This window comes from Leptobacterium flavescens, from assembly GCF_010671605.1.
Lineage (GTDB): Bacteria > Bacteroidota > Bacteroidia > Flavobacteriales > Flavobacteriaceae > Leptobacterium > Leptobacterium flavescens.
Genome location: NZ_JAABOO010000001.1, coordinates 676,238 through 689,729, shown reverse-complemented (window position 1 = coordinate 689,729; position 13,492 = coordinate 676,238). Strand labels below are relative to the sequence as shown.

Annotated in this window: 12 protein-coding genes; 8 read left to right on the top strand and 4 right to left on the bottom strand. The window is 40.1% G+C overall.

Translation table 11 applies throughout. The annotated features are described in order from the left end of the window. Position 1 precedes the first annotated feature (1 nt). The 3 genes from GWK08_RS03140 to GWK08_RS03130 are packed head-to-tail and all read right to left on the bottom strand — an operon-like array spanning position 2 to position 3,311. The gene (locus GWK08_RS03140) at positions 2–754 is read right to left on the bottom strand and encodes a Na(+)-translocating NADH-quinone reductase subunit C (protein WP_163606288.1); all 753 of its coding nucleotides are present in this window, start codon (positions 752–754) and stop codon (positions 2–4) included. Continuing rightward, a complete protein-coding gene (locus tag GWK08_RS03135) occupies positions 755–1,954 on the bottom strand; it encodes an NADH:ubiquinone reductase (Na(+)-transporting) subunit B (RefSeq protein ID WP_163605447.1) in 1,200 nt (399 codons plus the stop codon). A gap of 4 nt (positions 1,955–1,958) precedes the next feature. Beyond that, positions 1,959–3,311 (bottom strand): Na(+)-translocating NADH-quinone reductase subunit A, encoded by a 1,353-nt coding sequence (locus GWK08_RS03130; RefSeq protein WP_163605446.1) that lies wholly within the window; start codon positions 3,309–3,311, stop codon positions 1,959–1,961. A 201-nt stretch (positions 3,312–3,512) separates the two neighbouring features. Between GWK08_RS03130 and GWK08_RS03125 the strand changes: the two genes are divergently transcribed. From GWK08_RS03125 to GWK08_RS03100, 6 genes are all read left to right on the top strand, one after another. Further along, on the top strand, positions 3,513–4,766 hold the full coding sequence (locus GWK08_RS03125) for a type IX secretion system plug protein (protein WP_163605445.1): 1,254 nt from the start codon (positions 3,513–3,515) through the stop codon (positions 4,764–4,766). Between the two features lie 174 nt (positions 4,767–4,940). Then, on the top strand, positions 4,941–5,327 hold the full coding sequence (apaG, locus tag GWK08_RS03120) for a Co2+/Mg2+ efflux protein ApaG (RefSeq protein ID WP_163605444.1): 387 nt from the start codon (positions 4,941–4,943) through the stop codon (positions 5,325–5,327). Between the two features lie 87 nt (positions 5,328–5,414). Then, positions 5,415–7,043, top strand: a complete 1,629-nt coding sequence (pruA, locus tag GWK08_RS03115; RefSeq protein WP_163605443.1) for an L-glutamate gamma-semialdehyde dehydrogenase — start codon at positions 5,415–5,417, stop codon at positions 7,041–7,043. A 240-nt stretch (positions 7,044–7,283) separates the two neighbouring features. Further along, the gene (locus GWK08_RS03110; protein WP_163605442.1) at positions 7,284–8,516 is read left to right on the top strand and encodes an erythromycin esterase family protein; all 1,233 of its coding nucleotides are present in this window, start codon (positions 7,284–7,286) and stop codon (positions 8,514–8,516) included. Between the two features lie 155 nt (positions 8,517–8,671). Further along, a complete protein-coding gene (locus GWK08_RS03105; RefSeq protein ID WP_163605441.1) occupies positions 8,672–9,403 on the top strand; it encodes a DNA alkylation repair protein in 732 nt (243 codons plus the stop codon). After that, positions 9,381–10,286, top strand: coding sequence for an SPL family radical SAM protein (locus tag GWK08_RS03100; RefSeq protein WP_163605440.1), 906 nt, complete (start codon positions 9,381–9,383; stop codon positions 10,284–10,286). Before GWK08_RS03105 ends, GWK08_RS03100 begins: the two co-directional genes overlap by 23 nt. A 65-nt stretch (positions 10,287–10,351) precedes the next feature. On the opposite strand, the gene rsmG is transcribed toward GWK08_RS03100, so the two are convergent. Continuing rightward, the gene (gene rsmG, locus GWK08_RS03095; RefSeq protein ID WP_163605439.1) at positions 10,352–10,981 is read right to left on the bottom strand and encodes a 16S rRNA (guanine(527)-N(7))-methyltransferase RsmG; all 630 of its coding nucleotides are present in this window, start codon (positions 10,979–10,981) and stop codon (positions 10,352–10,354) included. A 138-nt stretch (positions 10,982–11,119) separates the two neighbouring features. Between rsmG and GWK08_RS03090 the strand changes: the two genes are divergently transcribed. Then, the gene (locus tag GWK08_RS03090) at positions 11,120–12,223 is read left to right on the top strand and encodes a fatty acid desaturase family protein (RefSeq protein ID WP_163605438.1); all 1,104 of its coding nucleotides are present in this window, start codon (positions 11,120–11,122) and stop codon (positions 12,221–12,223) included. A gap of 21 nt (positions 12,224–12,244) precedes the next feature. Beyond that, positions 12,245–13,429, top strand: a complete 1,185-nt coding sequence (locus GWK08_RS03085) for a pyridoxal phosphate-dependent aminotransferase (RefSeq protein WP_163605437.1) — start codon at positions 12,245–12,247, stop codon at positions 13,427–13,429. The last annotated feature ends 63 nt before the right edge of the window (positions 13,430–13,492 follow it).

The window sequence follows — 13,492 nt, the reverse complement described above, 5'->3', positions numbered from 1 at the left end:
CTTATTTTTTTAATGAATTAAAATAAGGTAGATACATTCTAAGGTCCTTTTTGATCATGGCAGCTACTCCGTTTCCGGTAATAGTAGCTCCTGCAATAGCATCTACTTCGTTATCGGTTTTATCTTTGTTAAGCGGGTCTGCATTTCCTTTTGCTACTTCAATTCCCTTAAAAGCAGTTCCGTCATAAACGTGTTCTCCTATAAAATCGTCCATAAAGAAGCGCTCCTTGATATTGGCTCCCAGTCCGGGAGTTTCTCCGGCATGGTCGAAATATGCTCCCTGAACAACCATTTCGTCGTTCAAGGCAATATATCCCCAGATCGCATCCCATAAACCTTTACCTCTCATGGGTACTATATAAAAAGTACTTCCGTCTTTTTCTCCTATAAACAATGGAAGACGTCTTTCGTAATCATCTGCTTTTGCTAAAGCTTCTTCTTTTTTGATATCTATCAGATAGGCCTGATCGTCTTCGGTTACGTCATCTCCCTGAATTACGAGCTGCTGTTTGATGAACTTGCTGAATTCATCTGAAACTTTATCCGTAGATATAAAATTTACACCTCCTGCGTCCTCGCCATTTTCATTGATTCCCATAGCGTACAGGATGTTTTGTTGCTTTTCAAGGCGTTCATTTTCCTCGATATTGGGCTTAAGGGAGCCTGCTACAAAAGCCAGCAGAGAACCCACTACTGCCACCATTCCGATGGCAAAGAGTACCGTGTAACTGTTCTTTTCCGTATTCATACCAATTTAAGCGGTTTTAACTTTTAAACGTTTCATTCTTCTTTTTACGTTGGCTTGTATTACGTAATGATCGATAGTCGGCGCAAATACGTTCATTAATAATATAGCTAACATTACACCCTCAGGATATGCCGGGTTAAATACCCTGATAAGGATCGAAATAAATCCGATCAGGAATCCGTATATCCATTTCCCTCTATTGGTTTGTGAAGCAGTTACGGGGTCTGTCGCCATGAATACAACTCCGAAAGCAAAACCTCCTATGATAAGGTGGTGCCAGAAAGTGGTACTCATCAACCCGTAAAACTTACTCGATTCGGAAACCCATCCGGCATCAACAGCACCGTTAAAGATGAGTCCCATAACAATTGCACCCAGTACAGCAGATAACATGATCCTCCAGCTACCGATTTTGGTAAAGATCAGGAAGAGTCCTGCCAGCAATATCAGCAAGGTAGAAGTTTCTCCTACAGAACCCGGAATAAACCCGTAGAACATATCCGCCAGGTCATAACCCGGGGCGTTGTTCTGAGCAAGGTTTCCAAGAATGGTTTCTCCGGAAATTGCATCTACGTTCTCACCGTTTGCAAGCTGATTGGCTCTTTCTACTGCTCCGTGTACCCATACTTTATCACCACTCATCCATGTTGGATAGGCAAAGAAAAGAAATGCTCTTACTGTAAGAGCAGGGTTCAGGATATTCATTCCTGTACCTCCGAAAACTTCCTTTCCGATAACCACACCAAAAGCAACAGCAACTGCAAGCATCCATAACGGAATATCTACAGGAACTATAAGTGGTATAAGCATCCCTGATACCAGGTAACCCTCTTCTACCTCATGTCCTTTGATCATGGCAAAAACAAATTCTATCGCCAGACCAACCCCGTAGGATACGATAACCAGCGGTAAAATTTTAGTTACTCCAATCATAAAGGCCGCTCCCGAAAGGAAAGGTACTTCCTCTCCGATAGCAAGGTAGTGTTGATAACCGGCATTGAACATCCCGAAAATCAAACAAGGTACAAGGGCCATAATAACTATGTTCATGGTCCTTTTTAAATCGTCTGCCATTCTGATATGCCCTCCGGAATGCGTAGTTTCATTGGGCATGTATAAAAATGTATGTATGGCATTAAATGCAGGCGCCATTTTGGTGCCTTCATACTTTTCTTTGAGTTTATGTAAATTATTCTTTAAGCCCATAGTGTTATCCTATTTCTTTATACATTAAGTCTAGTCCTTCCCTTATGATCTGCTGATGAGGTTGCTTGGAAACACAAACAAACTCGGTAAGTGCAAAATCTTCCGGTGCAACTTCGTACATTCCTAATTGCTCCATCTGATCCAGGTCTTTTACCATTGTAGCTTTTAGAAGTTGTAACGGATAAATATCGAGAGGGAATACCTCTTCGTAATTACCGGTCACCACAAAAGCTCTGTGTTCACCGTTGGTATTGGTGTTCAGATCGTATTTTTTATTTGGGAATAACCATGAAAAGGTTAATGCTCTTGTTGTCGATAGTTTATTAAACACAGGTTTGTTCCATCCGAAGAAATCGTAATCATTTCCTTCCGGAATAACGGTAACCGTATTGTTGTAATATCCAAGATAACCATCCGGATCTACCTTGGTTCCGGTAAGGACATTACCACTGATTACCCTGATGTTATTGTCTTTTACACCTGCATCGTAAAGGAAAGTAGAGATCTCAGCTCCTATCTTGGTGGTGTAGTATTTCGGAGATTTTACCGATGAACCTACCAAAGCTACTTTTCTCTCTGCATTGAACTTTCCGGTAAGGATAAGCTCTCCGATGATTATCAGGTCCTGCGGATTAAGAATCCATACCACTTCTCCTTTGTTAATCGGATCTACTTTAGAAATAAGAGTACCTACATTTCCTGCCGGATGAGGTCCGGAGATCCTGTGAAGGCTCACATTCTCCAGGCTTGCCAGGGGAGAAGAAGATTTTTTAGATACGGAAACATGTATTTTCCCATCTGTTAATTTGGAGATCGCATTAATAGCGGTCTGTAATTCTTTCTCTTTGCCTTCAAGTACATAGTCGTAATCTGCAGCCAAAGGAGCACTTGCATAACCTGAGATAAAAATAGCCTTGGGCTTGTTATCCGGATTAGCAATGACATCGTACGGACGTTGCTTGATAAACGGCCAGCAACCCGCGCTTAATAAATATTTTTTTACTGCCTCTCCATCGGCATTATTTAAGTCGAATGCACTCTGATTTGCATAAGTCTGTTCCTTATCTGCCTGAATTCTAATGGTCAGGATCTTTCTTCTTGCGCCTCTTTCTATTTCCACGATCTCCCCACTCACCGGAGATACGAAAAACATATCTTCGTTAGCTTTGTTGTAAAAAAGTGCCTGTCCGGCTTTAACTTTGTCACCAACCTTTAAAAGCATTTTAGGGGTAATACTGTGAAAATCAGAGAGTCTGATAGCGTAGATATTACTTGGTACTGCTTCTGTAGTAGTCTTTTCTGCCTCACCAATCAATTTAATATCCAGCCCCTTCTTAATTCGGATGTCGTTTGACATATGTCTTGGATCTTTGTAAAATTAACTAAAAATTCGTGCAAATTTACTAATTAAAATAGTGAACTGAAAGGCAAGATAATCACTTAAATTTTATTTATAATAATTCTAAATAGTGATTTTTGAGTTTTAAAAACCTTCTCTGCAAGTGTATCTCGTTTCGGCATACATTTTGTTTATCTTTGAGGTCGTAATACATGTGATATGATAAAGACCCTGAAATGCTTAATATTTGTTTTTCTGTGCTTTGCTACCGTGCTGAATGCGCAGGTAGAATATGAGATAAGCCCGCCCGATCATATCCGGTCTATTGTCTTTAAAAGTGCGAATGAAGGCGATCTTTTTCCCATCGTTAAAATAGGGGAGAGTTTTACGCTTTCTTTTGATGATATTACGGCATCCGAAGCAGATTACTATTATAAGATCGTGCATTGTAATTACGACTGGACCCCTTCCAATCTTTCAAAAATGCAATACCTGAACGGATTGGATAACCAAAGGATACAGAACTACCAGAATTCCTATAATACACTTCAGCCATATTCGAATTACCAGCTGAGTTTTCCGAATAGCCTGACACGCCTGAAGCTAACCGGGAATTATGTCCTCAAGATATACAACAGCAGTGATGAGCTTCAGTTTTCCCGGAGATTCGTTATTTACAGGGATGCGGTAAATGTAGGGGCGTATCTCAAACGCTCCAGAGACCTGAATACAATTTACAGTAAGCAGGTAGTGCAGTTTACTATAAACAGCAGTGGTTTTCAGCTGGTAAACCCGCAGAAAGAAGTTAAGGTGGCTATTTTACAAAACCATTACTGGCCGGGAGCCATCACCGGGGTTCGCCCTCAATTCTTTTCGGGAAATCAGCTTATTTACAAATACGATAAGGAAACTTCCTTTGACGGTGGAAATGAGTTTTTGTTCTATGACAATAAAGAGATCAGGACCGCCAGTAACGGGGTGTTCAGTGTAGAGCTGGACGATCTGTACAACCATTACCTGTATACCGCAAAGAACAGATCTGACTTTCAGTATACCTTTAACCCGGATGTTAACGGAGATTTTGTGGTCAGAACTCTGGAGGGAGAGGATAATGATACCGAAGCGGATTACGCTCAGGTACATTTTAGCCTGGAGTACGATAACAGCATCGGACTGGACAAAGTATATGTTTTCGGGAAGTTCAATAATTTCGAACTCAACGAGGAAAATGAGCTTAAACTCAATGTTGAGACCGGACTTCTGGAAACCACTATGTTGCTCAAACAGGGGTTCTACAATTATAAATTTGTTGTGGTAAATGAAAATGGTGAGATAGATTATAACCGGATCTCAGGAAATCACTATCAAACTGAAAACAATTATACGGTTATAGTTTATTACCGGAATTTTGGTGACCGTTATGACAGTGTCATTGGGATCGGAAGTGCGAGTTCTGTAAATATTTCCAACTAGTTGTTTAGGGAAAAAGAAGGCAGATCAACTGCTTTTTAGGTCTTTGGCAGATTTTATGACCAACGCTGATTTATTACATCAATTAAATTTGTATTTTTGGGCTTTAGCTCCTCATTTTGAGGAAATAGCATTTTGAAAAATTCTTAAAAAAAGCATTATTCTGCAATTGGAATTATGGTTCAACAAGTTACCAAAGGCATAAAAATATCTGTAGAAACCAGTTTTGAAGGAACTTTCTTCAAAAACTACAGGATGCATTTTGCCTTCGGCTATCAGATCACCATTGAGAATCAGAGTAAGGATTCCGTGCAGTTAACCACCAGACACTGGAAGATCTACGATTCCCTGAATGATGTGGAAAATATAGAAGGGGAAGGGGTTATCGGTAAGAAACCTGTACTTAAACCGGGGGAATCACATACCTATAGTTCCGGATGCCTGCTCAGTTCGCCCATAGGTTCTATGAAAGGGCATTACCATATGGTGAATTTTACTTCTACAAAGCGTTTTAAAGTAACCATTCCTACTTTTAAACTTTGCGCTCCTTTCGCAATCAATTAAATATTATTTTTAGATAGAATTTAACTTCTATAACGATTTCGTATTTATTACCTTTGGCAAAAATTAATTCAAAACACAATTTCTATTATGGGAAAAGGTTTTTTTCACGTTCCTGCGGCTGTAAATGAGCCGGTTAAATCGTATGCTCCAGGAACACCGGAAAGAGAGCAAGTCTTAAAACAATACAAATCGTATTTCGAAGGAAATGTAGATGTACCATTATATATTGGGAGTGAGGAAATCAAAACCAATAACACCAGGACTATGTCCCCTCCGCATGATCATAAGCATGTGGTAGGAACATATCACCTGGCTGAAAAGTCTCATGTGGAAAAAGCTATTTCCACATCATTGGAGGCCAGAAACGAATGGGCAGCCCTGACCTGGGAACAGAGAGCAGCTATATTCTTAAAAGCAGCAGAATTAATTGCCGGTCCTTACAGGGCAAAGATCAATGCGGCAACTATGATCGCACAGTCGAAAACCATTCATCAGGCAGAAATTGATGCTGCTTGCGAATTAATAGACTTCCTTAGATTTAATGTAGAATTTATGTCGCAGATCTATGAGGAGCAACCCGATTCTGCCGAAGGGATCTGGAACAGGGTGGAATATCGTCCGTTAGAAGGATTTGTATATGCCATTACCCCGTTTAACTTTACGGCTATTGCAGGAAACCTTCCGGCCAGTGCTGCAATGATGGGGAATGTGGTAGTGTGGAAACCTAGTGACAGCCAGATATTCTCTGCCAAGGTAATCGTTGATGTATTCAAGGAAGCAGGACTTCCGGATGGCGTGATCAATGTGGTTTACGGAGATCCGGTAATGATTACCGATACTGTTTTGGCAAGTCCTGATTTTTCAGGAATCCACTTTACGGGATCTACTTTCGTATTTAAGGAGCTCTGGAAAAAAATTGGAAACAATATTCACAACTATAAAACATATCCGCGAATCGTAGGAGAGACCGGAGGAAAAGATTTTATCGTTGCACACCCTTCTGCGAATGCCAAGCAGGTAGCTACAGGGATTACCCGTGGTGCTTTTGAGTTCCAGGGACAAAAATGTAGTGCGGCTTCCCGTGTGTACCTTCCTAAATCTATTGCAAATGAAGTGATAGAATATGTAAAAGAAGATATCACATCCTTTAACAAGCCAGGATCTCCTGAAGATATGAGTAATTTTATTACTGCTGTTATTCACGAGGGGTCTTTTGATAAGCTATCGAGTTATATTGATCAGGCTAAAGCAGATAATGATGCAGAGATCGTAGCCGGAGGGAATTACGATAAATCAAAAGGTTATTTTATAGAGCCTACCGTGATCCTTACTACCGATCCTCAATATAAAACGATGACTACCGAGTTATTCGGACCTGTAGTTACCTTGTATGTTTATGAGGATGACAAATGGTCTGAGACTTTAAAAATGGTAGATGGTACTTCGGAATATGCTTTAACCGGTGCTGTATTCTCTACAGATCGTTATGCTATAGATGAAGCAACTAAAGCACTTGAGAACTGTGCGGGGAATTTCTACATCAACGATAAACCTACGGGAGCAGTAGTAGGACAACAGCCTTTTGGAGGAGCAAGAGCTTCAGGAACCAATGATAAGGCTGGTTCTGCACAGAACCTGTTACGTTGGGTGTCTCCGAGACTTATTAAAGAAACTTTTGTAAGTCCGACAGATTACAGATATCCCTTCTTAGGATAAATAAAATGAAATTTTAATAGGAAGCCTGTTAGTGTTACTGACAGGCTTTTTTTGTTTTACGGCTAATCTCGGGCTAAACGGTTGATTGTCATAATGTTTTTAAGTATCTTTAAAAAGTGTTCGTACGGACAGGATATGACAGAATAAAACCACAGGTTTGAAATGGTCGTAAATACGTTCGTTAGTGTGTTTTCCTATTGATGTTCAACAAAATATTTAGGACGGTTAAAAAATACTGAAATGAGACTAAAATTAAATTTGATCCTTCTGCTTTTTTCTACCCTTACCTCGGCTCAAAAGCTAAGTGAAGAACAAAGGAAATTTATCAATGATGCTTCTGCCTTAATTGATAGCGACAGTAATTTTGAAAACAGTAAATGGGATCTGCTACTCGAAAAAGTAAAAGACAAGCGCATTGTTTCCATAGGGGAATTTAACCACGGATCCAGGGAAGTATTCGACCTCCGGTACAGTCTTATTCAAAAACTCCATAAAAAATTGGGGTTCGATGTAATATTATTTGAATCGGGACTGGGAGAACTCATAGCACCAAACCTTCAAAAAGACCATTTGAATTCCAGGCATATTACCTCACGACTTATGGGACCCTGGATTACCCGGGAGTTTGACCTTCTGATGCAATATGTGAAGGCCGAGAACCTGGAGATAGCCGGCTTTGATGTTCAGCGAACCGGAAAGGGGTTTGAGGAAGCCCTGTCGGTCTTTCTGCTGAAGAACCTGGAAAACACAGATCGTTTTTTAAACCTGGAAAACAGATATGGAAAGGCAGCGAGCCTTTTGAGGAACAGAAAAACCACTTATGATGATATTAAAGGAGAAGTAAGTGCTTTGAGAAGCGATTACAACGACCTCTATAATATACTGGGAAACGGAACGGAAAACTCAAAAGAAGCCAAACTGATAAGAAAGACCTTGATGAACAGGATCGCTTTTCTGGATTATATGCTTCAGTTTAAATCAGATGGAGATTGGAGTAAAAGATGGGCGGCCAGAGATACTCAGATGTACGAAAATATCAATTGGCTGCTGAAAAATATATACCCGGGAAAGAAGGTGATTATCGTGGCCCATAATTTTCATATTTCAAAATTTAACCAGGTGGAGCTCGTCATGGGAGAATTGCTGAAAGACGAGTTTAAAGACGAGATCTATGCTATCGGTGTTTTTGCCGGAAGCGGTGTGTCTGCAGATAATTTCAGGAGGGAAGAAACGCTTTCACCACCGGATTCCGATCGTTTGGATATAAAACATATCATACAGTCCCTCAGTGGGTTTGCTCATTACCTTCCGGTTCCGGAACAAGCTTATAGCGGTAGCGAATGGCTTTTTGAGGATATAATTGTAAATGATACGTTTATCAATTTATACAAGAAAAATACGATGAACTTATCCAAGAAGTTTGATGCTCTTATCCTGTTGCAAAAAGTATCCTTACCCGAATACAGATTCTGAGATCAGGGTTTTCCCGATCTATTTTTATGTAAATTTTACGTTTGGGCATCGGAATTTTAAAGAAATTTTGGGAGGGAGAGGATTTAATTTTTTGCTTCTTTGAACCCTGAAAGTAAAAGACGACGAAAAGAAACCTATGTGCTGATTTAGTTTAGATGAGAATAATTACAAGAAAAGGAGAGATTACAGAGGAAGTCAGGAAATGTTTTCAGGCTTATAATGAGAATAACAGCTTGCAGTGCTGTGTAGATACTCTCAATTCTTATTTGTTGCAGCATAAGGTAAAGTTTCCGTTACTGGAGTTTTGCGGAACTACTTTTTTTGAGAACCTGCCGGAAGATCAGCAAATTCCCTTCTGCGACCAGATAGCAGCACTCGGAACCATTGGCGGGAACGTAATTATCGGGATCATCCTCCAGAAGAGACTTCCTAATCATTTTGAAGAATCCATAGAAAAAGCCACAGAATACATTATTCAGGGAGCTGAATGGTATGTGTGCGATATTATAGGGGAACGCGTTTTCGGCTATTCCCTTTTAAACGAACCTTACCGGACACTGCTGGAGCTAAAACGCTTATCCGTTCATGAAAACAACTGGGTGGTAAGATCATTAGGGCCTGCCTGTCATTACGCAATAAAAAAGGGACTCGGAAAAGAGGAGGTAAAACCTGTTTTTGAGATCCTTCTTTCCATGGCAAACAGGAAAGACCAGCAAATAAGGCAGGGAATAGGGTGGGCCGCCAAAACTACGGCAAAGTTTCACCCGGATATTATTGAAACCTACCAGAAAGAAATTCAAAATAAAAGAGTAGTATCCAGCTGGTTCAGGACCAAGGTAAGGATCGGCCTGGAGCGTTACGAATATGTCAATAGAAATAGAAGTTAAATCTATTTTAAACAAAGCCAAAAAAAGGGATTCCTGGTTTTTAGATAATTATACGGTAAACCTGTATAGCAGTTGTTCCTTTAACTGCCTTTATTGCTATATCCGCGGAAGTAAATACGGAACCAACCTTGAAAAAAGCCTGTCTGTTAAGATAAATGCCATAGACCTGCTGGACCGGCAGTTGGCTAATCGTGCTAAGAAAGGAGAATACGGATTTATAGTACTCTCATCGGCTACGGATCCGTATCTTCAGGTAGAGGAAAAATACCAGCTTACCAGAAAGGCGCTTCAGGTGATCGCAAAACACAGGTTTCCGGTACATATTATTACCAAATCCGATCTTCTGGAGCGGGATTTCGATATCCTTCATGAGATAGACAAGAGAGCCATCCTCCCTGCAGATCTAAACGGGAAATTAAAGGGTGGGGTGTTGATATCTTTCTCCTTTTCTACCCTGGAGGACGAAGTGGCTAAAATATTTGAGTCGGGCGCAACCCGACCCTCCAAAAGGCTAAAAGCCGTAGAAAAAACCCTGAAGGAAGGTTTCTTTACCGGGATAAGTTTAATGCCTTTATTGCCATATATTTCCGATACTACGGAACAACTCCATAAACTCTTTTCAACTTTCAGGGCGCTCGATGTTAAATATGTGCTGCCGGCAACGCTGGGATTGTACGGAAATGACAAAGCCGATAGCAAAACTTTAATGCTAAGGGCTATTAAAAAACACTATCCGGAACTCGAAGCCAGGTACCATAAATTTTTTAAGTATAGCAATGAAATGCCTGCGTATTACCGGAATGCTTTTTACAAAAAAATGAAAGAGCTCTGTACTGAATACCAGCTAAACGATACCATTCTTATAGCTGCATCGGATAAATGACATGCACTGAACTCCAAAGGCGAATTGATAAGTAACGGATATCTGAAAGAGGAGATACTCTAAATTTAAGGCCGGTACTTTAACGGAAGGTATACTACTTTCTTGGTTTCAAAGAACTCATCTTCAAAATGGTCGGAAAGCTTAAATTGCTGCGCATTTACAAAACTTTTCAATTCTTCATCCAGATCGCCTCCCTTTAGATAAAGAATTCCGTTTCTGATATCGTGACGAGATTCTTTTTTTATTTTTTTACGCACCCATTTTACAAAATCGGGCATATTGGTCACCGCTCTGCTCACGATAAAATCGAAAGATTCCTTTACCTTTTCCGCACGTATATGTTCTGCTTTTACATTCTTCAGTTCCAGGGCTTCAGCCACTTCATTAACTACTTTTATCTTTTTTCCGATGGCGTCTATCAGGTAAAAACGACTTTCCGGAAACAGGATGGCTAAAGGGATTCCGGGGAAACCACCTCCGGTTCCCACATCCAGGATGGAAGAGCCCGGAAGAAAATCGACAACTTTTGCAACGCCCAGTGAATGAAGTACATGTCTGAGGTATAACTGGTCAATGTCCTTGCGGGAAATTACATTGATCTTAGAGTTCCATTCTGTGTAAAGAGACTCCAGTTTTGCAAATTTTTCCTGCTGATCCTGGCTGAGAAAAGGGAAATATCTTATAATTTCTTCCATTAACCTGCGTTATTTTTGACAAAAGTAATCTTTTTAAGCACTTATTGAATATTTAATAGATCTTAACAGAGCCATGATAGTATAAATATGTACCTTTGGCGGGAAATAAATTTTAAGTTATAAAAAGAGAAAAAATATATGTCTGACACAACTATAAGATTCTCTAGAAGAGATACAGCCCAATTCTTCAAGACGCTTAACCAAAGAGTAAATGCGTATTTTAAAGAAAATAAAATAAAGAAAACCGGAAACTGGAAACTATATCTGAAAACGATTGTAATGTTTTCCATTTTCCTTACTCCCTATTTTTTAATCCTTACCCTTGATGTAAATGAATGGATCAAATTACTGTTTACGGTAATTATTGGTGTTGGAATGGCAGGAGTGGGAATGAACGTTATGCACGATGGAAATCACGGTTCCTATTCATCCAAACCTTGGATCAACAGATTAATGGGAGCCAGTATCTATATCCTGGCAGGAAATGTATACAACTGGAAAGTACAGCACAATGTGTTGCACCATACCTATACAAATATTCACGGTCATGATGAAGATCTTGATGCGGGTAGGGTTATGCGCTTTTCAAGGCATGCAAAATGGTACCGTTTTCACAGGTTTCAACATTTCTACTCGGTTCTGCTATATGGCTTGTTGACCATTAACTGGGCAATAACCACAGATTTCAAGCAGATGAGAGGATACCTCAAGAGAAAACTCTCTTATGGGAAATTCCCGAATCCGGCCAAAGAGTGGAGTTTATTGATCGTAACAAAACTTATTTATATATCAATCTGGATAGTAATACCCATGGTTTTCCTTGATATCGCATGGTGGAAGATCTTAATAGGATTTTTTGCAATGCATTATACGGCAGGATTAATTTTGAGCGTCGTATTTCAATTGGCACATGTGGTTGAGGAAGTAGATACGATGATCCCGGACGAAACAGGTACAATGAAGAATACCTGGGCGGTTCACCAGTTGTTTACCACGGTGAATTTCTCTACCAAAAACAAGGTTGTAAACTGGTTTACCGGGGGATTAAATCATCAGGTTGAACATCATATTTTCCCGAATATCAGTCATATTCACTATACGAAAATCTCTAAAATTGTGAAGGAAACGGCTAAGGAATTCAATTTGCCTTATAATGAATATAAGACAACAAGAAAAGCAATAGCCTCACATTTTAAACATCTAAAGGAATTGGGAAGAAAACCGGCAATTCAGTTTTCGTAAACTATTAATTAATCAACCAAAATGAATGATCAATTATCTGAAAGGATTGTAAACATGTCTACTTCGGCCACTCTTGCTATGGCCGCAAAAGCCAGAGAATTAAGAGGGCAGGGAAAAGATATTATCGGACTTAGTTTAGGAGAGCCCGATTTTAATATTCCCGAATTTATAAAAGAAGCAGCCATTCAGGCTATTCATGATAACTATAGCAGTTATCCTCCGGTAGACGGATACGGCGACTTGAAAGAGGCCATCATTCATAAGTTTAAAAGAGATAACGGACTTGATTATAAGGCAGACCAGATCGTAGTATCTACAGGAGCCAAACAATCCCTGGCCAATGTGGCTATGGTAATGATCAATCCGGGCGATGAAGTTATATTACCCGCACCTTACTGGGTGAGTTATTCGGATATCGTTAAAATAGCTGAAGGAGTACCGGTAGAAGTACCGACTTCTATTGAAAACGATTTTAAGATGACTCCGGAGCAGCTGGAAGCAGCGATTACACCAAAAACAAAAATGCTTTGGTATAGCTCTCCTTGCAACCCAAGTGGTTCTGTTTACAGTAAAGAGGAACTGGAGGCCTTAGCTGAGGTGCTTAAGAAACACCCGAATATCTATGTGGTTTCCGATGAGATCTACGAGCATATTAATTTTGCGGACGGCCATGTGAGCATTGCGGCTATAGACGGAATGTACGACAGGACGGTTACCGTTAATGGGGTGTCCAAAGCATTTGCAATGACCGGATGGCGTATCGGATATATCGGAGCTCCCGCGTGGATTGCCAGGGCCTGTAATAAGATACAGGGACAAATTACCAGTGGAGCCAATGCCATAGGACAACGCGCTACCATTGCTGCATTAGAAGCTCCGAAAAGTAAGATCCAGTACATGATAGATGAATTCCATAAACGAAGGGATATGGTACTTCAGCTTCTTGGAGAGATAGAAGGCTTTAAACTGAACCTTCCTGAAGGCGCATTCTATATTTTTCCTGATATTTCTTCTTTCTTCGGAAAAAGCCTGAACGGGAAGAAAATAGAAAATGCTTCAGACTTTTCTATGTATTTACTGGAAGAAGCAAATGTAGCCACGGTTACCGGAGAAGCATTCGGAAACCCGAACTGTATCAGGATCTCCTATGCAGCCTCTGAAGAAGAGCTTAGAGAAGCGATCAGGAGGATCAAAACAGTACTTTAATACGAAGATCAAAAACATTTATAATGAGAAACCGGAAGTCGATACTTCCGGTTTTTTTGTTAA